22 protein-coding genes are annotated in these 21,891 nt (G+C 34.6%); 12 read left to right on the forward strand and 10 right to left on the reverse strand.

Annotated elements, in window-relative coordinates; all coding sequences use genetic code 11:
* Positions 1 to 154 precede the first annotated feature (154 nt).
* The 9 genes from GCQ56_RS05050 to GCQ56_RS05090 all read left to right on the forward strand — a co-directional run bounded on the left by GCQ56_RS05050 (position 155) and on the right by GCQ56_RS05090 (position 7,208).
* Complete coding sequence (locus GCQ56_RS05050) at positions 155 to 859, forward strand: toxin-antitoxin system YwqK family antitoxin (RefSeq protein ID WP_152733325.1); 705 nt, start codon at positions 155 to 157, stop codon at positions 857 to 859.
* A gap of 60 nt (positions 860 to 919) precedes the next feature.
* Entirely contained in the window at positions 920 to 1,159 is a 240-nt protein-coding gene (locus GCQ56_RS05055) for a hypothetical protein (RefSeq protein ID WP_152733326.1), read from the forward strand.
* A gap of 19 nt (positions 1,160 to 1,178) precedes the next feature.
* A complete protein-coding gene (locus tag GCQ56_RS05060) occupies positions 1,179 to 1,385 on the forward strand; it encodes a hypothetical protein (protein ID WP_152733327.1) in 207 nt (68 codons plus the stop codon).
* A 10-nt stretch (positions 1,386 to 1,395) separates the two neighbouring features.
* Positions 1,396 to 1,842, forward strand: coding sequence for a hypothetical protein (locus tag GCQ56_RS05065; protein ID WP_152733328.1), 447 nt, complete (start codon positions 1,396 to 1,398; stop codon positions 1,840 to 1,842).
* 49 nt (positions 1,843 to 1,891) lie between these two features.
* The gene (locus GCQ56_RS05070) at positions 1,892 to 3,016 is read left to right on the forward strand and encodes a pentapeptide repeat-containing protein (RefSeq protein WP_152733329.1); all 1,125 of its coding nucleotides are present in this window, start codon (positions 1,892 to 1,894) and stop codon (positions 3,014 to 3,016) included.
* Between the two features lie 175 nt (positions 3,017 to 3,191).
* Entirely contained in the window at positions 3,192 to 4,070 is an 879-nt protein-coding gene (locus GCQ56_RS05075; RefSeq protein ID WP_152733330.1) for an alpha/beta fold hydrolase, read from the forward strand.
* A 67-nt stretch (positions 4,071 to 4,137) separates the two neighbouring features.
* The gene (locus GCQ56_RS05080) at positions 4,138 to 5,715 is read left to right on the forward strand and encodes a serine hydrolase (RefSeq protein ID WP_152733331.1); all 1,578 of its coding nucleotides are present in this window, start codon (positions 4,138 to 4,140) and stop codon (positions 5,713 to 5,715) included.
* A gap of 267 nt (positions 5,716 to 5,982) precedes the next feature.
* A complete protein-coding gene (locus tag GCQ56_RS05085; RefSeq protein ID WP_152733332.1) occupies positions 5,983 to 6,747 on the forward strand; it encodes a DUF1835 domain-containing protein in 765 nt (254 codons plus the stop codon).
* 158 nt (positions 6,748 to 6,905) lie between these two features.
* On the forward strand, positions 6,906 to 7,208 hold the full coding sequence (locus tag GCQ56_RS05090; protein WP_152733333.1) for a two-CW domain-containing protein: 303 nt from the start codon (positions 6,906 to 6,908) through the stop codon (positions 7,206 to 7,208).
* Positions 7,209 to 7,253: 45 nt separating this feature from the next.
* Here the strand turns inward: GCQ56_RS05090 and GCQ56_RS05095 are convergent, their stop codons facing one another.
* From GCQ56_RS05095 to GCQ56_RS05105, 3 genes are all read right to left on the reverse strand, one after another.
* Positions 7,254 to 8,396: a YibE/F family protein gene (locus tag GCQ56_RS05095; protein ID WP_152733334.1), complete on the reverse strand. Its 1,143-nt coding sequence runs from the start codon at positions 8,394 to 8,396 to the stop codon at positions 7,254 to 7,256.
* Positions 8,397 to 8,497: 101 nt separating this feature from the next.
* Positions 8,498 to 10,021: an alkaline phosphatase gene (locus GCQ56_RS05100; RefSeq protein ID WP_152733335.1), complete on the reverse strand. Its 1,524-nt coding sequence runs from the start codon at positions 10,019 to 10,021 to the stop codon at positions 8,498 to 8,500.
* Between the two features lie 79 nt (positions 10,022 to 10,100).
* Positions 10,101 to 12,002, reverse strand: a complete 1,902-nt coding sequence (locus GCQ56_RS05105; protein WP_152733336.1) for a long-chain fatty acid--CoA ligase — start codon at positions 12,000 to 12,002, stop codon at positions 10,101 to 10,103.
* Between the two features lie 324 nt (positions 12,003 to 12,326).
* On the opposite strand from GCQ56_RS05105, the gene GCQ56_RS05110 reads away from it, so the two are divergent.
* Positions 12,327 to 13,799: an aminotransferase class V-fold PLP-dependent enzyme gene (locus GCQ56_RS05110; RefSeq protein WP_152733337.1), complete on the forward strand. Its 1,473-nt coding sequence runs from the start codon at positions 12,327 to 12,329 to the stop codon at positions 13,797 to 13,799.
* Between the two features lie 131 nt (positions 13,800 to 13,930).
* Positions 13,931 to 14,869, forward strand: a complete 939-nt coding sequence (locus GCQ56_RS05115; RefSeq protein ID WP_152733338.1) for a metallophosphoesterase — start codon at positions 13,931 to 13,933, stop codon at positions 14,867 to 14,869.
* Here GCQ56_RS05115 and GCQ56_RS05120 read toward each other — a convergent pair.
* Positions 14,861 to 15,241 carry a hypothetical protein gene (locus tag GCQ56_RS05120; protein WP_152733339.1) on the reverse strand — a complete coding sequence of 127 codons (381 nt, stop codon included), beginning with the start codon at positions 15,239 to 15,241 and terminating at the stop codon, positions 14,861 to 14,863. The genes GCQ56_RS05115 and GCQ56_RS05120 overlap by 9 nt on opposite strands.
* Positions 15,242 to 15,416: 175 nt before the next feature.
* On the opposite strand from GCQ56_RS05120, the gene GCQ56_RS05125 reads away from it, so the two are divergent.
* Positions 15,417 to 16,106: an HAD family hydrolase gene (locus tag GCQ56_RS05125; protein ID WP_152733340.1), complete on the forward strand. Its 690-nt coding sequence runs from the start codon at positions 15,417 to 15,419 to the stop codon at positions 16,104 to 16,106.
* Here GCQ56_RS05125 and GCQ56_RS05130 read toward each other — a convergent pair whose 3' ends face one another.
* The 6 genes from GCQ56_RS05130 to GCQ56_RS05155 form a co-directional block, all read right to left on the reverse strand.
* Positions 16,107 to 16,682, reverse strand: a complete 576-nt coding sequence (locus tag GCQ56_RS05130) for a peptidylprolyl isomerase (RefSeq protein ID WP_152733341.1) — start codon at positions 16,680 to 16,682, stop codon at positions 16,107 to 16,109. It lies immediately after the preceding gene.
* Between the two features lie 10 nt (positions 16,683 to 16,692).
* Positions 16,693 to 18,024: a DUF58 domain-containing protein gene (locus GCQ56_RS05135; protein ID WP_152733342.1), complete on the reverse strand. Its 1,332-nt coding sequence runs from the start codon at positions 18,022 to 18,024 to the stop codon at positions 16,693 to 16,695.
* A 67-nt stretch (positions 18,025 to 18,091) separates the two neighbouring features.
* On the reverse strand, positions 18,092 to 19,072 hold the full coding sequence (locus GCQ56_RS05140; RefSeq protein WP_152733343.1) for a MoxR family ATPase: 981 nt from the start codon (positions 19,070 to 19,072) through the stop codon (positions 18,092 to 18,094).
* A 21-nt stretch (positions 19,073 to 19,093) separates the two neighbouring features.
* Positions 19,094 to 20,281 carry a DUF4350 domain-containing protein gene (locus GCQ56_RS05145; protein WP_152733344.1) on the reverse strand — a complete coding sequence of 396 codons (1,188 nt, stop codon included), beginning with the start codon at positions 20,279 to 20,281 and terminating at the stop codon, positions 19,094 to 19,096.
* A gap of 5 nt (positions 20,282 to 20,286) precedes the next feature.
* On the reverse strand, positions 20,287 to 21,024 hold the full coding sequence (locus tag GCQ56_RS05150; RefSeq protein WP_152733345.1) for a hypothetical protein: 738 nt from the start codon (positions 21,022 to 21,024) through the stop codon (positions 20,287 to 20,289).
* Positions 21,017 to 21,874 (reverse strand): hypothetical protein, encoded by an 858-nt coding sequence (locus GCQ56_RS05155; RefSeq protein WP_152733346.1) that lies wholly within the window; start codon positions 21,872 to 21,874, stop codon positions 21,017 to 21,019. Before GCQ56_RS05155 ends, GCQ56_RS05150 begins: the two co-directional genes overlap by 8 nt.
* Between the last annotated feature and the right edge of the window lie 17 nt (positions 21,875 to 21,891).

The raw sequence follows: 21,891 nt of genomic DNA on the forward strand, positions 1-21,891 counted from the left end.
GGCTCAAATAAGAACCTCAATTCTATTTCAAATTAAAAGGATTTTCAATTTTTATGTATCCTTAAAACTGCTATATTTAAAGCTTAATTGAGCAGTTTAATCAGTTTTTAGACAAACTGCCGTTAGCTGCAAGGCTGTGATAACCTAAATATAAATGAAGAAACTTATTTTAAACATCGCATTTATACTGAGTTTTTTGTCAACCCTAACAGCTCAGAGCGATTTGAGTGGTAAATATTGGTCAAAATCTTGTGGTGTTGTTCATGGATATTTTTTAAGACTCTTTCCTGACTCAACAGCACACTACACACCAATTTATGAATACGCTGATAAATATGAAAAAGGAAAGTGGCAGGTATCACATGACACTCTTATTGTTTCTTTAAATGAATCAAATAATATTGAATATTTTAAAATTATTGACTCCTTAAATTTAGATAAAATTAACTCAGCTAAACATGTAGATGTAAAACGCTTATACAGATTAGAAGCATATTATCCAGATGGAGACATAAAATATAAAATAAACTTTCACATAGATGAAGAAGGCAATAATCAATTTCATGGCAGGCTATGTTTTTATTACCCAAACAAGAGAATAAGACAAATTGTAGATTATCAGAATGGTAAGAAGCATGGTATAGAAATTAATTTTAAGTATTACGGTTATTTTGAAAGTCAGGGAACTTGGAAAAACGATAAGAAACATGGAGATTGGATAACATTCGATTCTGATTATAACCCGAAAGCTTTCGTTAAATATAAGAATGGGAAAATTATTAGAGATGAAAATTCATTTCCATGCTATCCAGGTTGGGACATGGAAATATATGAGAAATTGTACAAAGACGAAAAGTAAAAACGCCATGCACATATCAAAACTTAAGGGCGACACCGCTCAACTATAACAATAGAACAAATGGGATTTTTTAACGCGACAGCAATAGATGGAGAAGGATTTGTACCCAATGGCAATCCGAATGAATATAAAATGACCATTTATACAGGTGGTTTTGCAGGAAAGGGAACTGCAACCAGGAGATTGGAAAAGGAAATAGATAAATTTTTGAAGACTACGGACTTTAATGAACATCAAATTGTGGATAGTAAATTTAAGTTTATTCCCAGTGGATTTACATATACTATCAGATTTAAGTAAGAACAATAAACCTATAATTATGAAACGCAAAACAAAATTGATTATTTTACCCTTATTCATTGCAATTGCGATTTCCTTCAAGTTGTTATTAAAAGAAGGTTATGTGTTAATTGATGGGGAATTCATGAATTTAATGGCTGGCTTCTTTATAGGTGTTGGTCTTGGTTTATTGCTTGAGATATTATTTAGAAAATCAAACAAAAAGAAAGAAGTACATGCCGATTAATCAATTAAATATGCGGAATAGCATACAGCAAAATCCGAAGCAGCTAAAAGTACATCAGGTTTTTATGAAACTGTTGAGCGAATTGCGATCACGAGAAATTCCAGAAGAAATTATAGATTTGATAAACGCCAGCATTGATCAATTGAATGCCATTGAATGCAGCGATTCTAAGTATGTGTTGCAAATAAGATCGGAACAGAATAAAATCTTGCAATTGATAGAGAAGGAATTAAAATTGGTGACAAAATCACACTATCAGAACTTATGGACAGCTTTGGGGATGTGCGTATTTGGTCTTCCAATTGGTGTTTTGTTTAGTCAGAGCTTAGATAATATGGCATTTATTGGAATGGGATTACCAATAGGTTTGGTTATAGGCATGGTATTAGGACAGGAAAAAGATAAAAAAGCGAAAGAAAATGGTTTGCAATTGGATTTAGAAGTAGGTGAGATTTAATTTTAAGAGAACAAGGAGTGTGGATTGTAATTAATACATAATAGCATATATGAACTTACAAGAATTATCGCAACAAATAACGCATAAACAGCTTGAAGATGTTGATCTATCTCAACTTGATGTTAATGCTTATAATTTTTCGGGATGCGTACTAAAAAATGTGAGGTTCGCAAGAGAGGATCAAGAGGAGCGATTGCTTCGAAATGTGAATTTTAAAGATGCAGTGCTTGAAAATGTATCCTTCGATGGTGCTACTCTGGAGAATTGCAATTTTGATACTTGTAAAGAAGTCAGCATTTCCAATTTATCCAGGATTTCTTTTAAAAATTGCAAGTTGATTAGTTGTCGATTTCGTAAGGCATCTTTATCCTGGTGCGACTTTAGATACTCTGAGATTAGTCAGGTAACTTTCGAAGCTGCTAAAATAGATTTTTGTGATTTTTACAGGGCTTTTTTTATTGGTGTAGGTATTTTTCGAAAGTCTAAAATCAGCAATAGTAGTTTGTACTATACCTATTTTGATGAGGGGTCGACTATCCGAAAGGAGAATATTTTTGGCAATAAGATATTACAACAAAGCAAGGATGTTTACCGAACATTTCTGGTTGATTGGAATACTTATGGCACTGGTGTAAGAACGAACAATCAATTAAACTGTACGTCGGATTGGAATCCGGAAAATTCATTAAAATCTCGCTTTGCTGATGCAGAGGATATTTATAAAAGTTTGAATGGTTTATGGATGAGTAAGGGATTTTTAGGTGATGCAAATTGGGCTTACGTTCAGGGGAAAAAGATGGAGCGCAAGCGAATGATAACAGAATTAAATGGAGGTTCGGTACTCTATAAATTCAAAAAGCTAATTGCTATAATCTGGAACTTTCTATTGGATATCATGTTTGGATACGGCGAGAGCATAAGTAGAATGATATTTACATACATCTTCGTTATTTTCGTTTTTGCTTATTTTTACTACGCATCTCCAGTTATATCAATGCCAACTTATATTAAAGCTGTAGGTGTAAGCTTTAAAAATATGGTTGCCATGTCACCAGCAGAGGTTAAAAGTATTTCTCCATTTATAGATTTCTTAAATGTCATTCAAACAACTATTGGCATCCTTATGACAGGAATATTTGGTTTTATTCTGGGAAATAAAATCAGAAATCAATAATTGTAATACTAGAGATAAAAATGAGAATGCAGTTTAAATCACAAGTTTAGGAAACCTTTGATAATTACAAAAGAGGAATTGTTTGGAGATGCTTATTGGGTTTACTTTTTGTTTTCAAATTCAATCGCTTTGCTTAAATTGAAAGCTCTTGAATCGCTAACCCAAAATTGATGATATGATGAATTTTAAACTTACATTCGTATTTTTTATTTCTTGCTTATTTGCTTTAACCTACAGTTTACAAGCACAAAATAAGTACGGAAATAATGCCCAGGCAGGTAAAACGCTTCAGATTGGTACATCGCATGTTTACTACGAAACTTATGGCAATAAGGATAAGCAAGCTCTGGTACTAATTCATGGGAACTCGGGACATATTGGTGCAATGGCTTTGCAAATTGATTTTTTCAAGAAGAATTATTTTGTTGTGGTTGCTGATAACCGAACTCATGGAAAATCGGGCGATACCGATAAGTTGACCTATCATTTAATGGCTGCAGATTATATTGCTATTCTTGATGATTTAAAGATTAGTGATGCATTTGTTTTAGGACAAAGCGATGGTGGAATTATTGGTTTAATCATGGCGATGGATTATCCGGATCGGGTAAGCAAGCTGGTATCGGCTGTTCCAAATATTACAACAGGTAAGGATGTAATTGCAGAATGGGAACTGGAAATGGGTAAGCATTACCGAAAGCTTATCGATTCGATGATAATGGTGAAGGACAAAAGTAGAGATTGGAAAAAAGAAAAGGTACATATGGATTTGATGAAGAATGAGCCTAATATTCCTTTCTCAGATTTAATGAAAATTCAATGTCCTGTTTTGGTCATGACAAGTGATGATGACATCATTCGCCCAAGACATATTTTGGAAATTTATGAGAACATTCCCAAGGCGCAACTATTTGTAATGCCAGGTGCAACGCATTTTATGATTCGTGATGAGCATGAATTATTCAATATGATGGTGGATCGTTTCTTAAGCAATCCTTTCAAACGTCCTAAATCAAAACAAGTATTAATGGAATTAATTGGAATAAAAGAGTAATTGACTTGTGCTTGACTTTATCCCGAAACACCACATCGTTTAAAGTATAACAATAAACCAACTCAACATGTTGAACAGAACAAAAACACGAAGTTTATTAGTGATTTTGGCATTTTTATGTGCCAATATGAATGTGATCGCACAAGGACTGTCCAGTTATCAAATTGATTCTATCGTTCAGAAATCTTTAGAGATATTTCCATCGGCAGGGATTGCAGTATCCGTAGTTAAGGATGGGAAATTGATTCATGCGAAAGGATATGGTGTAAAATCTATCGAAAGTAAAGAGGCTGTAGATGAGAATACACTTTTTGCAATTGCATCGAATAGTAAGGCTTTTACGGCTGCTGCTTTGGCAATTTTAATTGATGAAGGAAAGCTTAGCTGGAAAGATAAGGTGGTGAAACACATCCCTGAATTTACCATGTACAACTCCTATGTAAGAGAAAATTTTACTGTTGAAGATTTGTTGTGCCATCGTAGTGGATTGGGATTGGGAGCAGGCGATTTAATGATATTTCCCGATGGTGGGGATTACACAGTTGATGATATTTTGAAGAGTTTTCAGTATCAGAAACCAGTATCCGATTTTAGAACCAAATACGATTACGACAATTTGCTTTACATTGTAGCAGGAGAAATTATTCAGAGAATTAGTGGAATGTCGTGGGCTGAGTTTGTTGAAACTCGAATTCTGAAACCTTTGGGAATGGAAAGATCGGTAGGATCGTATAACAGATTAAATGGGAAAGATAATGTTGCCATTCCGCATTCATCGGAAACAAAAGAATTGAAAGAGGTCGTTGCCTATGCCAGTTCATTAACCGATGCGGCAGGTGGAATTAATTCCAGTGTAAAAGACCTGAGCAAGTGGTTGTTGGTGCAGTTGAATGCCGGTAAGTATGGTGATGACTTGGAAAATGAACTGTTTTCGGAAGCCAGACAGCGCGAAATGTGGAATATTCACACTTTAAAAGGATTCTCGGCAACAGGAAATGGACGATATAACAATCATTACAACGGCTACGGTTTAGGCTGGGGAATCGAGGATTATAAAGGATATACTATTATAAGTCATACGGGTGGATTACCAGGCATGCTCTCTAAAACCTTATTGATTCCTGAATTGGATTTGGGTGTTGCTGTATTGACCAATACCTTGCCTGGTGGATATACTTATTTTACGCTTACACAGGCGATTATTGATTCCTATGTGGGAGTTGAGCCAATGGATTGGAATGCTTTTGCTTCGGAAAGATTGAAGGGAACCAATACAGAGGTAGATTCTATTGTTAATGGTGTTTGGGAAACGGTTGAATTGGCTAAGACAGAAACAATAGAAATGTCGAACTATATCGGAACCTATGAAGACAAGTGGTTCGGCAAAATGGAAGTTTTCGATAAAGATGGTCAGTTGATGATTAAAGCCTTACGTTCACCAAAATTAATTGGCAGCATGCACTTTTATAAGGCAACTACTTTTGCTATTAAGTGGGATTATCGAGATATGAATTGTGATGCCTTTGCAACGTTTAATTTGGATGAGGAAGGAAAAGCCATATCCATAAAAATGAAGGGTATCTCTCCAAATATTGATTTTAGTTTCGACTTTCAGGATTTGGATTTGCAAAGAGTAGAGGAGTAAGGAGAGAAGTATAAGGTATGTTCATGAACAACATGTCTAGCATCTTTGAGATGCTTGATATGTTACATATTTTAAGAAATTACTATAAGTATAAAGTATAAAGTATAAAGTATAAAGTATAAAGTGGAGCTGCAAGATTTTGTGGCTCCACTTTGTATAGATGAATACCATTTCTTGTTATTGAAGTAATAGCAATATTTTAAATGGAGAAATTCATGTGGATATTGCTTTTTTGCTTAAATTTTGACAACAAAATCATTTAGGATCATGCAAAGACAACATCACATACTCAACGGCGACTGCTTAAAAGAGATGTTCCCCAAAAATAGTAGTGGCGAACAGATAGTTATGCGTGAATTTTTGGTAGAAGGTGATGTTTTGGGCGAAAGTCTGGATGAATTATTGCAGATTAGGGCAAAATACATTTGCGGCAGGAATCTTGTAAGTAGCGAGGAAGAATATCATCAGAAAAGTTCTGTTGAAATCAAGAAGATACTTACCATAGGAGTTAATGATGAGGTGAATCTTTGGTTCGAAGATGATTTGTTTTGTCAGGTCAACTTTTGGTTTGTTCTGAACTTATTGTACGAAAATCATAAAAGAGAAAACATTTATCTGGTTAGACCAAACAAAGGAAATGAATACAATTTCGGCAATATGAATCATAAGGAGTTGTCTTTAGCATTTCATCATCGTCAGGAAATAAAAGGGAAGGAACTGAAACAAATTCGTCAATTGTGGAGGTATTATCAGAAGGAAAAATGGAGTGAAATGATAAGAGTAGCAGAATTGTTTCAGGAAAAATTTCCTTTTCTACTTCCGGCGGTATATGCACAAATTAATCGTTTATCAAAGGGAAATGACCAGGGGCGCCCTATTGAAAGTTTAAAGAAAATCATGAAAGATTTAAATACAACAGAGTTTGCATTAGTGTTTAAAGAGTTCTGTAAGCGTGAAGCTATTTATGGTTTTGGCGATATACAAGTGCGTTGTCTTTACGATGATATCCTTCGGGAAAGAGCTGACAATTGAAATTGAAGAAATTCCTTTGGTCGAACGGAAGTTGTAATTCGTCAAGTTGAAATGAAAAATCTACCGGTAAAAGCCATTTGAATAGAACCAATACCGTTTTCTTGCGTAACCTATTTTGTGTGTATTAGATAATAAAAAACTACTATTTAAATTGACTTATGAGTAAGGTGAACTGTTGGGAGTTGATGAACTGTGGGAGAGAATCCAATGGTAGAAATGTTGGAAAGTTGGGGGTGTGTCCTGCAGCTTTGACCAATGAATATGATGGAATTCATGAAGGTAAAGCCGGTGGTCGGTTTTGTTGGACCATATCTGGTACTTTGTGTCATGGAAAGCCAAGTGGAGCCTTCGCTTATAAGCTATTAGGCTGCCTGGATTGTAAATTTTTAAAATTTGTACAGGAAGAAGAGGGGCGTTTTTTTTTCTTAACGCCAAATAAAGCAAGGGAAACCAAAATATAATAAGTTAGAATTAGTTTAACTATTGAATCGGAGCGAGCAAGACTTTTAGTCTTGCTTTTTCTTTTTGGTAAATACCCACGCTCCAATTATAGCTGTAAAAGGGGCTACCAAAACCAAACCAAAACTCCCTACAAGGGTATGTAGGATTTCACCAGATACATAGTTTAAATTGAGAATGTTTACCATTGGTGTGCCTTGAGCAATAAATACCATTAGTAAAGCAGAAAATCCTCCTGAATAGGCTAATAGTAGTGTGGTTGTCATGGTGCCAACAACGGCTTTCCCAACTTCAAAACCTGAGCGACGCAATTCTTTAACCGATATGTTTTTATTGGCTTGATATACCTCAGCTTGTGAGGCAGCAATATCCATAGAAATATCCATTACTGCACCCGATGAAGAGATGAATATACCAGCAAGAAATATTTCAGTTAGATTCAGGTAATTGTATCCTGAATAAAGCAAGGTTTCTGAAAACGGTTTTATAGCACCATGAATATTGAATAAATTACCGAACAGTATAGCCATAAAACAGGTAATTGCAATACCACTCATGGCGCCTAGAAATGCGGTGAATCCTTTTTTATTGGTTCCAGCTACTAAAAATATGATGGCTGAAGTTAGAAGAGCAACTATACCTAAGGAAAGTGGGATAGGAGCATAGCCTTTCAACAATCCGGGCAGAAGTAATTTCCAAATGGTAATACCCGCAAATAAAAAGGAGAGCATTGCTTTAACTCCTGTCCATCCTGCAAATGAGATTAAGAATACCACAAATAAAATTAATAAAATGGCTTCCAGGTTGATTCGGTAATGATCAATTACATTGGCACTAATAATTTGAGAATTATCTTCTGTTAAATTTAGAACGGTGAGTGCTTTATCTCCAGGAAGAAAGTATTTATCGAACTCCATTCTTCCAACCAGTTGATTGAAAGCTGTTAATTCTTTTCCTTTGAAATTGCCGTTTAAGATCTTAATTTTTAAGGATTGAGTACCTGTTTTAATGATACCAGTTTCAACAATTAAACTGTTGTCTGTTTCAATTATCAAAGCCTTTGTTCTTTCCGAATTTGTATCATCGGTACGAGAAAAACCATTTGGGGTAAGAACAATAACAGTGCAAAGTATGATAAGAACACTAACTAAGATTAAATCGGATTTTTGAGGCAATTTGAATTTTAACATGATGCAAAGTTAAAAAAGTAGGGGAATGTAAAAGGGTAGCAGGGATGTAAAAATAAAAAGCCCCACATTTCTGCAGGGCTTGTAATCTGTTTATGTAACAGTTATTCGATTAATTTCATCAGATTTTTAGGTACGTCGGTATTGTCGTAAAAACCAACAAATAAATCAGATCCCACACCAATTGATCGAATTGGAATTGGAGCTGCCGTATGAGAGAAGGATGTCCATCCAATACCTGCTTTTTGCGATAAAATATGGCAAGCTGTAATGGTTAAAGGATCGTAACTACCATAAAGCAAATAGAACTGATCATCTTTCTTCATTTCTTTTTTGTAATTCATGCTCTTTTCGAATGCAGCTTTTAATTGTTTCAATTCGAATTCACTAAGAGCCAATTTTTTTTCAGTATCTCCAAGTCCGAAGTGTTTTTTTACCAATGCCAATCCATCTTCCACCTTGTAATTTCCTTCTTTGGTCTTTTTGTACTCTTTTATCAAATCGCTAAATGCTTCGTAGGATAGTTTTTGGTGTTGTAAGACTGCAAAGTCAGATGAATAGTGACTACCAGAAAACCCTAAAGCCATTCCACCCGTTTCATGATCACCTGCAACTAAAATTAGTGTTTCTTCAGGGTGTTTGTTATAGAATTTAAGAGCTTCGGCAACGGCATTGTCAAATTGTAAAACTTCCTGAATAACGGTTGCAGCATCGTTAGCGTGACAAGCCCAATCTATTTTTCCACCTTCTACCATCATAAAGAAACCATCTTTATTATCGAGAATTTCGATTCCTTTTTTGGTAAATTCTGCTAATGAGATATCCGTTTTACCATTTTGATCGATAAAATAAGGAAGGGCTGAACCGCCAGATAAATTTGGCGCTATACTAATGATTTTATCATCACCCTTTTTTAGTTTTTTGAAATCTTTAACTGTGTTTACAAATCGATAACCTCTTTTTTCAGCAATTTTCATTGAATTAGGTTCTTTATCTTCTAATTCTTTTGATTCTCCCATACCAAAATTCGCCATGGAGTTTTTTTCGATGTGTTTGCCGTCTCCTTCCGGATTTTTAAATCCACCGCCTGCAAAATAGTTGAATCCACTTTTGCTTAGATCCAGACTAATATTGTAATACATGTTTCTTGTCGGCTGGTGAGCGTAAAATGCAGCGGGTGTTGCATGATCAATAGATACGGATGAGACAATACCTACTTTATAGCCTTTTTCTTTAGCCAGTTCAGCAATGGTTTTTAATGGTTTCTGACGTTTGGCATCCATTCCAATGGTATTAACCGTAGTTTTTCCACCAGTTGACAAGGCTGTACCTGCTGCTGCAGAACCGGTAATGAAACGATCACTGGCATAAGTGGTATAGAATCCTTGTTTAGGTAAGCTGCTTAAATTCAACTTCTGGATGCCGTTGGTTTTATTTAGAGCACCCAAATAAGCTTCGGCCGTATTGGCTTGCGAGAGTCCCATTCCATCTCCTATGAAAAAGAAAATGTATTTTGGAGCAGCTCCTTTATACTCACTTTGTTTACTTGTTTGTGCTGTTACTGCTGATGTTAACAACAAACTAACAGCAATTAGTACAATTTGCACACTTTTAATTATTCTAAACATGTTGATCTTATATTTTTTGGTTGATCTGTAATATATAATTGTGGAGTTTATATGAATTCAGGTTGATCACAATTATCTATTACATATTTTTAATGCTCTCTTTGTTTTTAATATTTGTAAAGTTTTTACCTTTTGGCGAATACAAATAATCTACATATTCTTTAAAGTAGCTTACAACTTTATCACGAACTACTTTCATGGTTGAATTCAGTAGTTTGTTTTCTTCGGTAAAGCCTTCTGGTAGAATTCCAACAGCCGTTGGCAACCATCTGTGCGGAAACATATCTTCATACTTACCGCCAGGACGATATTCGTTCAATTCAGCTTGAAGCAAATCCAATGCCGCTTTCTGTCCTTCTTCACTATTGGCATCAAGTTTTAGATTTCGTAAGTGAGCAAGTATGGCAGCTTTATTAGGGACAATTAATGCAATTGTATAAGGATCCTGATTGTTGTAAAGAATACACTGATCCATATATTGAGATTGATCAACAAACGCTTCTTCTATTCCTTCGGGACTAAATTTTTCACCATCATTAGCGATTAATAGTGATTTAAATCTTCCTAAAACATGTAGAAAACCATCTTTATCCATATATCCCATATCACCAGTATGCAACCATCCATCGCGAAGTGTTTCGGCTGAGGCTTTGTCATTTTTCCAGTAGCCTTTCATCACATTGCCACCCTTAATTACAATTTCACCTTTTTCACCAACAGGTAAAGAATTGCCTTCATCATCAGCAATTTTAAGATCCATATCACTTACTAAAAATCCGGAAGAACCCAATTTATGTTTGTGATGAGCATTTGATGAGATGATAGGCGAAGCTTCGGATAATCCATATCCTTGATACATTGGTATACCAATGGCATAAAAGAATCGTTGCAATTCAATATCCAATAGAGCTCCTCCGCCAACAAAGAACTTTAAGTTTCCTCCAAAATTTTCTCTCACCTTTGAGAATAAAATCTTATCGTAAAACTTATACATCGGTTTAAGAAATAGGCGGGTGCCTTTTCCTTTATCCCAACCATAACCGTTGTATTTGTATGCCAACTGTAAGCCTTTGTTAAAAAGTTTTTCCACTTTTGGTCCTTTGGCTTTAATTCCTTTTTCAATGTTCTTTTTAAAGTTTTTTGCCAGAGCAGGTACGCTCATTAGAATGTCAGGCTTAATTTCCTTGATATTTGCAGGAATATTTTTTAAAGCCTCCATTGGTGACTTTCCTTGTTGCACAGCCGCTATGGATGCACCTTTAAGCATAAAACTGTATATTCCTGCAGTATGCGCAAAGGAATGATCCCAGGGTAGTATTAGTAAGGTTTTATAGGTTTCAGGAATATGCATTAAACTTGACGACTGAATTACATTGCTAGTGTAATTGTTATGCGTTAAAATAATTCCTTTAGGATCCGCTGTAGTTCCTGAAGTATAGGAAATATTTGCATTATCATCCGCCTGAATTTCTTGCTGAATTTTATTTAGTTTTTTCTGATCTTCATCTGCTAAAATTGACCCAAGATTTATGATGTCAGATAAATAAACTTCATCTCCTATTAAGTCTGCATCATCATCAATAACAATTACCTTTTCAAGAGTTTCAATTTGGTCTTTAATCAAACGAATTTTCTCAAGGTGATTTTTAGAAACAATCACAAATCGAGATTCGGAATGAATCAATCTAAATTTTAATTCATTTTGGGCATCTAGCTTTACCGAAAGAGGCACGTTTACAGCTCCTGTAAATAATATTCCAAGTTCGGATAGTACCCATGCATTTCTACCTTCTGATAAAAGACCAATTCGATCACCTTTATCTATTTCTAAGGCATATAATCCAGCTGCCAAATGTTTTACATCCTTGTGCAGATCCTGATAGCTTAGCGGTTCATATTTATCGGAATTTTTCTCCCATAAATAGGGATTGGAACCAAATTTTTTTACACTCTCCTCGAAGAGTTGAATGATTGTATTCATGTATATGTTGAATCAATAAAGTTGTAATACAAATTTTAAGAATCCCAAAAATAGCTGATTCGAGTGGGCAAAGCAAATACGAATTGTTAAAATTACTTTAAGTCGTAATATGATAAGTATTTATGGCGAATAATAGGTGTAAAAGTAAAAGCTGACATTTCTTCTTGATTATACTACTTAGTTTATTTATTTTCACGACGTTTTCTATTTGAATTGAGGAGGAAAAAAAGTGAATCTTTTTTCATGATTTTTATGATTTAGATTGTCTTTCAGGTAGAACAACAAGCAAAATACAAAACAACAACTAACCCAAAACTGAACCGAATGAGTAATTTGGAAAAATACTTTAAAAAATTTCGCAAAAACACGATTGGTTTCGATGCGAGTTTTTATTCGCCTTATGGCAAACAAAAAATCGTATATGCCGATTGGATTGCAAGTGGGCGATTGTATGCACCTATCGAGAAGAAGATGGTAAAAGAGTTTGGTCCCTATGTTGCGAATACGCACACCGAGACTAACGAAACGGGAACCTTAATGACCCAATCTTATCATCGAGCTCAGGAATTGATAAAGAAGCATGTGAATGCAGGTCCTGATGATGTGATTATTCATGCAGGTTTTGGTATGACTGCTGTGGTGAATAAATTGCAAAGAATTTTGGGACTTAAGGGGTGCGGAATGATTGGCAAATTTAAATGCCAGAAGGAGAAAGAGAAACCAGTTGTTTTCTTAACTCATATGGAGCATCATTCAAATCAAACCTCTTGGTACGAAACCAATGTAGATGTTGTGGTTGTTCCTCCAGGAAAAGATTTAACCATCGATTTGGATGCTTTAAGAACAGAACTTGAAAAATATAAAGACCGTCAGGTTAAGATTGGTTCATTTACTGCCTGTTCAAACGTAACGGGTATAATGACTCCATATCATGAGATGGCAAAAATAATGCATGAGAATGGTGGAATTTGTTTCATCGACTTTGCTGCGTCTGCACCTTATGTGGATATTGACATGCATCCTTCAAACGAGATGGAAAAATTGGATGGGATATTTTTCTCACCGCATAAATTTTTAGGAGGACCGGGATCATCAGGTGTAATGATTTTTGATTCTAAATTGTACAATAGCGAGGTGCCTGATAATCCGGGTGGAGGAACTGTTGACTGGACCAATCCTTGGGGAAAATACAAATTTGTAGATAGCATTGAAGCACGTGAAGATGGAGGTACACCAGGTTTTCTTCAGTCAATAAGAATTGCCTTAGCCATCGAATTGAAGAATCAAATGGGAACCAAGAATATAGCTGCTCGTGAAGAGGAGCTTCTTGATCTTGCTTTTGATAGATTAAAAGCTGTTAAGGATGTTCATGTATTGGCTGATAATATTCAGAAACGTTTGGGTATACTATCGTTTTACGTTGAATACATTCACTATAACTTGCTAGTGAAGTTAATGAATGATCGTTTCGGAATTCAGGTACGCGGAGGTTGTGCCTGTGCAGGTACTTACGGTCACTATTTATTGGAGGTAAGCCAGGAACAATCTGATGCTATTACTGATGAAATTACATTAGGTGATTTGTCTCACAAACCGGGATGGGTTCGTTGGTCACTTCATCCAACAACGACAGATAAAGAAGTACTTTATTTTATTGACTCATTAGAGAAGGTTGTAGAGAATTATGAAACCTGGAAAGAGGATTATACTTATAACAGAAAAAATAATGAGTTCTATTACAGTGGAGATAATAAAATCAAGAAAAAAATAGAAGTGAACGAATTGTTCAATTTGTAATTAATACGATGCTTATCGGATAAAGTCAGGATTAAAAATGACACCGGTAAGCATTTTTTGTGTCCTTTTGTGAAATTATATATTCAGATATTTTTATATTTTTGAATTAGATTAACCAATCAGGAAAAAACGTGTACGATATAATAGGAGATATTCATGGCGAAGCAGATACATTACAACACATGTTGTTAACTCTTGGCTATGAGAATGGAGAGGATGGATTTTATCATCCGAAACGAAAGGCTGTTTTTGTTGGTGATTTTGTAGATCGTGGACCAAAAATATTTGAGACGCTCGAAATTGTGAAGAAGATGGTAACAGCCGGTAATGCTTATGCGGTTGTTGGCAATCACGAGTTAAACGTGTTGACTTATTACACAAAAGATGAGGATGGACAGTTTTTAAGGGAGCACAATTTGAAGAATAAAACTCAAATCAAAAATACTTACGAAGAGTTCAAACTTGATAAATCCAGACGAAAAGAATGTCTAAAATGGCTGAGATCATTACCTATTTTTCTTGAATTAGACGAATTTAGGGTGGTTCATGCAAGTTGGGATGATAAAGCTATTGCGCTCTTGAAAAAAGAAAATCCTGAAAATAGATTGAGTAAAACATTTTTGAGACGTGTTTATTTTGAAAGAGGCAAGGTGTTTAAAGCGTTAATGCTTCTTTTAAAGGGGAGAGAATTTAACTTTCCGGATGATATGATTTTGAAAGATGCCTATGGATTTAAGCGTTCGGCTTATCGTATCAAGTGGTGGGAGCCTATGAATGGTAAAAGTTTTGAAGATATTTCCTTTGGCAATAGATTTCACTTGCCAGAATATACCATTCCTTCTCAATTGTGCTATGATATTCCTCTGTATTCTCTTGATGAACTACCAGTTTTTTTCGGGCATTACTGTTTGAATAGTAAAGCGGGTGTTATTCGTGAAAACTTGTGCTGTGTAGATGGATGCGTAGCAAATGGTGGAAGCCTGGTTGCATACAAATGGAATGGTAGCGAAAAGTTAGATCAGAGCAATATTATTTCAGTTGATAAAGTTAAGAAATCGGAATTAGTGTAAATGTTTCTGTTTTATTTTCGAATAGATAAGAAACAGGATTCCTGAAAAGGAGAGCGGTATTAGTAGAAGAAAAACTTCCCATCTCATAGAATCTAAAAAACCGTATAATGCAATGGCAAAACTGGAGATGACCATAATTTGAGCACCTGTTTTTATTTTCCAAAAGGAGATAAGAAAACCAAAGCCATAGGTGAGTGAAAGTGCATAGAAAATGAATATCCAAAGTTCGGTATTGTTGCCTTGATTCTCTAGAATTGCAATAAATTCGGGTACCATAAACAGAATAAAAACACCTGTAATCATGAAGCCAAAAATTCGTCCAATAAGGCGAAGAAAGCGCGAAGGATGATCTTGATAGTGTAATTTTTCCATATTATATCTTATTAAGTTCCTGAAACTGGGTAGTAATAAAATGATGGCTGGAATAGGTTAAATGTACGCAATACTAAGGCTAAAGTCAATATAAATGGTTTGAATTGGTCCTATGACCTTTGGTCTTTAAAAGATAGTTAGTAGCTTGCCAGCTTAAAATTTAGAAATTGTTCCTATGCAAAATTGTAAAGTAATTGGATTTGATGCAGATGATACCTTATGGGTGAATGAACCTTACTTTAGACAAACTGAAAGAAAATTTTGTGAATTGTTGCGAAATGGAATGAGCCTTGACGAAGTAACCAAGGAATTATTTGAAGTTGAGATTGGAAACATTCCGCTTTATGGATATGGCACAAAGGCTTTTACCTTGTCGATGATAGAAACAAGTTTGAAAATTACAAATGGCAATGTATCATCCGAAAAAATAAGCGCTATTCTTGAATTGGGAAAAGAGCAAATAAACAAACCCATTGAATTGCTTGATGGAGTAGTTGAAGTGCTTAAAAATTTACAAGGAAAATACCGATTAATTGTTGCTACCAAAGGAGATTTGTTGGATCAGGAGCGAAAACTTCAGAAATCAGGTTTACTAAAATATTTTCACCATATCGAGGTAATGAGCGATAAAAAGGATGCGGATTACGAAAAGTTGATCAAACATTTAGATATAAAACCTGCAGAGTTTTTAATGGTAGGGAATTCTTTAAAATCGGATATACTTCCAGTATTAAATATAGGAGGTAATGCGGTACATGTCCCTTTTCATACCACATGGGAGCACGAATTGGTTTCAGAAAAAGAAATTGAGAATGCTAACTTTCACGAGATTGAAAACATAAGAGAGTTGCTCAATCTTATTTAACTATTTTCTTTTAATGGATAGAATTGGGAGGTGTTGTTTAAGCATTTGACCTTCATCTTCCAGTTTTTGAATTTCTCTTACGACTTCCATTCCGGAGATTACTTTCCCAAAGGCAGCAAATCCTTGATTATCTGGATTTCGATTGCCTTGATAATCCAAGTCGGGTTGATCTCCAACACAAATAAAGAATTCGGTGCTTGCTGAACCGGGTTCTAAGCGTGCCATAGATATTACTCCATCAGTATGAAGAATGCCTGTTTTTTTCGTAGTTTCATGTTGAATAGTGGGAAGATTGTCTACAATTGAATCGTGAAACAATCCACCCTGAATAACTTCTATTTTAATATCATTGTGAGGTTGATTATCCATTCGAACAACCCTGTAAAAACAAGCTTCTGCAAATATATTTTTATCGATATTTTTAAGAAAATGTTTCGCTGTTATCGGGGCTTTATCTTCAAATATCTCCAATTCGATAACTCCCAGGGAGGTTTGAATTTCTATTCTTGGATTTTGAGAATTTCCACAAAATTGAAATAACACTGCTGTAAAGAGTATAAGAACGAATTGCTTCATGGCATTTGATTTAAATTAATCCTCTTGATTTCAATTCAAGATATTTGTTTAGTGTCTTAATGGTTAAATCTTTCGGATCGGTTAATATCGCATGTATTCCATATTTTTCCAATTCTTTTACAATTAATTTTTTATCGTACATGAATTTTTCACCAATGGTTTTCACATAGATTTCTTCTATGCTTTTGGCTGGTTGTCTGGTCATCTCATGTATTTCTGAATTGCTAAAGAAAACAACCACTAAAAGATGATCTTTTGCCAAACCTTGCAGATAGGGAAGTTGTCTTTTCATGGAATCCAGGCTTTCAAAATTGGTATATAACATCAGTAAGCTGCGTCCACGAACGTAATGTTTCACCGAAGTATACAACAGCTCAAAATTAGGTTCAGGGTAAGTGGTTTCCTGATTGTAAAGCACCTCCATTATTTTCTTAACCTGAGTTCGTCTTCCGCCTGCCGGTATATGAGTTTGAACTTTTTCACCAAAGCACAGAAGTCCTGCCTTATCATGTTTTAACACAGCTGTATTCGAAATTACCAAGCTTGTGTTTATGGCATAATCCAATAAACTAAGTCCATAAAACGGCATTTTCATAGAACGTCCGCAATCAATAATGGAATAAACCGGTTGTGCTTTTTCATCCTGATATTGATTGACCATGATTTGCGATTTTCTTGCAGTAGCCTTCCAGTTAATGGTTCTATAATCATCACCTTTTACGTATTCTCTAATTTGATCAAATTCCATCTGATGACCAATTCTACGAATTTTCTTCACTCCAAAATCGGTTAATCGATTCGAAATAGCCATCAATTCGTACTGTCTCATCTGCATATAAGATGGATAGCAAGGAAGCATTTCTTTTGCATCAATTCGATATCTGCGTTTCACGATTCCCAAAAAGGAACTGGCATAGATATTGATATTTCCGAAATGATATTCACCTCTGGCAAGTGGTCGCAAATTGTAATTGATTAGATTCCCCTCGCCAACTTTAAGTGTAAAGCAATAATGAAAATCTCGTTTTTGAAATTGAACAGGAATGTCATCGATCAATTCAACACCAATGGAAAAGTTGTAATTGTGTTCAACATTTATGCTAATTGGGTTTTCATCGCCATTTGATAATTTCTCTGGACATTTTCTACTCGCTTGTATCCCATTTTTAACTCTATAGAGTAAAGCGATGTCTAATCCTATAACTATGACAAAAAGTAAACACAGCAATCGTGCAATAGCGAATAAAATGGAAAAAAAATAACCTAGTACCGATACAACGGCAATTGCAGTTATTATCCAGTAGAATAAGGGATGAAGATATAATGATTTAATAAATTTCATTTGCAATCAATTGAACTGATGAAGTGAAAATTTTAGTTTAATGAGTACATGAATTTTCTGATACAGCTTAGCGAGGAATTTCAATTCCTTCCAAAATTTCATTTATGATTTCTTTAGCCAATATTCCTTCCATCTCTTTTTCAGGGGTTAAAATTAATCGGTGATGAAGAACTGGCGCAACAATTTGTTTGATGTCATCAGGAGTAACAAAATCACGTCCACGAATAGCTGCGAAAGCCTTTGCTGCTGTCATTACCGAAACAGAGGCACGAGGAGAAGCACCTAAAATTACACCTGAATGTTTTCTTGTATTCTGAACGATTTGCACAATGTATTTGCGAAGATTCTCATCGATATGAACATCTTGTACAATTTTCTGTAAGGCTTGAATCTGGTTGGCATCAATTACTTTCGAGATTTCTTGAATCTCCAAATTACCTCTGCGCTCATGTTTTGTATTCAATATGTTTACCTCTTCATCTTCATTCGGATAATCGAATTCTATCTTCATTAGGAATCTGTCTAGCTGTGCTTCTGGTAGGCGATAAGTTCCTTCCTGCTCAATTGGATTTTGTGTAGCCAGCACCCAAAATGGTTCATCCATTTTATAGGTTTGTCCATCGATACTCACCTGAAATTCTTCCATTACCTCAAATAAAGCAGCTTGGGTTTTTGCTGGAGCACGATTGATCTCATCAATTAAAACAATGTTTGAGAAAATTGGACCTTGATTGAATTCAAATTCCGATTTACTCATGTTGAATATGGTAGTTCCTAAAACATCTGAAGGCATCAAATCAGGTGTAAATTGTATTCTTGAAAAATCGGAATTGATTGCTTTAGCAAGTAACTTTGCCGATAAGGTTTTTGCAATTCCCGGAACACCTTCAATTAAAACATGTCCTTTTGCAAATAAACCCACAAGTAGTAAATCAATGTTTTTTTCCTGACCAATGATTACTTTTTGAATCTCAAATTTTATCTGATTTATCAGTTGATTTAATTCGTTCAAATCAATTCTGCTTTCGAAGTGTGCTTTACTTTCCATATTGAGTTTTATCTTATTTTTTTATTTACAATTGTCGTAGATGTATTCAATTTTTGAATGAAAATCTTCTAAACCTTCTTGTGTAAGTTGGTTTAACTCTTTTACTGATTTTGCTTGCTGATGTAGAATTTGCAAGGTTTTTAATGCGATACCTGAACGAACACTTAATTCGTGAAGGTTTTTTTCTGCAAATTCTGTATGATACTTGCTTCGAATGAATTCTTTAAAATGCTTAATCTTTTTATCAGCAATATCTTTGTGGTTCCTACTCGTATAATACAATGCACCAAGTGTTCGAATAAAATCAAGAGAAGTATTTCGCAATGGTTCTATTATCGGAATGATTTGCTGTTGTCTTTTTCCCTGGAAAATCAGTAAGAATACTAAGGAGAAAAACAGCAAGTAAAATGCCAGGCGCAATGGAGGATTGACTAAAAGATATTTAAGTGGAGAACTGGAACGCATAGCGCGCATTGGCTTGTAATATTCATCCCATACAATTGGATAATTGGGTAAATAACTAAATGCTCCAGCGATATATTCTGCATTATTATCCGAAAGAATATTGTAATTGGTAAAGGCTAAGGGTTGGCAACTTAAAAATAGGTTTCCTTTGCCAATTTTTTTCTTAATCAATTGCACTTCCTTTTCTGAATTGCGACCAAGTACAATCAAACTGTCTTTGTTAAATTTGTCAATAAAAGAAGGATCAAAAGCTTTCTCGAAATTGAATGTTTTATTACGATAGATTTTTTCGTTTTCGAAGGATTGAATTCGAGTGTTCTTAGTTAGGTGAGCAATTCTTAGATCGGTATTAATGCTTAATTTAAGAGTATCTTCCAGAGCTTTACCGATGCTGGATGCAGCAATAAAAATTTGATTTCCTTGTTCTGCAAGTTCAATTAATCTAGCAGCATCCCAATCTTTCATATCCAAATGATTGGTGATGTAGATGTAATTTTTTAAAACTGACTCATCTTCTTCATACTCATAATTAAAAACAGGTACTGTCTCATGCTCAATAGTTCGATTCGGAAAAAACTCCGTTTTCAGAAGATCCACAAGTAGGTAAGATCCATAAGGTCTTTTATCGTTTGAATTGAAATTTTGAGTCCAATCTATTGGGGTAGGAGTAAATAATTCAACAAGAAACAGTAGAATCAATATTCCGATAAAAGGATAGATGGATTTTGGAACAACTAATTTCATTTGAATTATTTTCTGTTAGTATTAAACATTGAATTGAAACGCTCAAAATCATTTCCTATCGAGGTATAATCTTCCTGAACAATTGGAAAATTGCCATACCAAATTGCTTCGTACAATGCACTCAGTTCTGAGAATTCGGTTTTAATGTTCGTATCTTTTATTTCAAGAATGTAATCGTAATTTGTTTTTTCCGATTTCCAAATGATAAAATCTAGTTTGCTTAAGGTTTTAAGTGAGGCTAAAAACTGATAGCGAACGGCTAATCGGTATTCTTTATTTTTTAGTGCTTTAGCGATTTCTTCTTCCCAGTTTACAGTTTCGGGATTCATATTATCAGTAAACTGTATTGGAATTATTTTTTGGTGAGGTTTAAATAAGCCACTTGAATTGCTTTTTACGATAATAAAAATCAGGAATAGAATTAAACCGCCAATTAGGATGTATCTTAAATACCAAATAACACCCAAACTTTTACTGATAAAAGCCAGCCAACGTTGAACCATCAGTTGTATTCTTTCGAATATATTTACTGATTCTGGTTCCGATAAATCGTAATTGAAATCTTTTAGTTGACGATACTCTTTTATTCTGTCTTTCGAGATGTCCTTTTTGTAGGTTTTAACCTGTCCCTTATCTAAAATTAAGGTATCGCTTGCTGTATTTGTTTGTGAAGCATAAAGCATGGTTCCCGAAAAAATCAGGAACCAGCAGTTTAGGATTACTATTTTTAGAAATTTACTCATCGGTGCCTACAGTTTCCAAGTCTTTTAATAGAGATGGGCTTTGCTTTTTTTCAATTAAATTAAAGTACTGAATTACAATTGCTGTTATTGGTAAAACCTGAATAAATGCATATCCTAATGCCTGGATTATAGAAAACAAGATACTTAAAGCTTTACTTGGCGTAATTGGATCACCGGTACTCATAAAAATAGCAACAACCATCTGGTAAATGAAATTAGGAAGTTGAACAAAGAAATTTAATGAGTAGCCAATTATACTAATGATAAATAAAAATCCGAAAGTATTCCACCAGTTGTTTTTTATTAGGCTAAAGCAGCTGCTAATAGCAGAACCAACAGTTTCTTTCTCAAAAATTACGATTGGAATTACCAGACTTACACAAATTGCAATGTAGATGCCAGGAATTAGTAAAATAAAAAAACCTACCAATGACAACAGACCACAAAGGAATAAAGCTCCAAGTACCTGTGGAATGTTAGTAATCATTCGTTTCCATACTTCACTTAATTCAAAATTATTTGCTCCTTTTTCTCTATAGGTGTTTACGTAGTTCATTACAAATGACATTGCAAATGAATAAGCAAGTAACATTAAAAAGTAACTGATAAAAGTTGTGATAATAAGAAAACTTGATCCTTGAGTAAAAATATTTCCTCCGGATGATAAATTAGTTAGACTGTTAAATTGAATCAAGCCTAATACAACACCCTGTATCAAGCTAATTGGAAATACATAGTAAAGAAGTCCTTTAGCCAGGTTTTTAAAATTCTGCTTAATAAATAAGAAAGTATCACTAAATAAAGCTCCGAAGTCACGAACCTTCTCAAATTTAAAATCGTTACTTGTCATTTTTTTCTTTTTGGTAG

Source organism: Marinifilum sp. N1E240 (assembly GCF_009295825.1).
GTDB lineage: Bacteria > Bacteroidota > Bacteroidia > Bacteroidales > Marinifilaceae > Marinifilum_A > Marinifilum_A sediminis.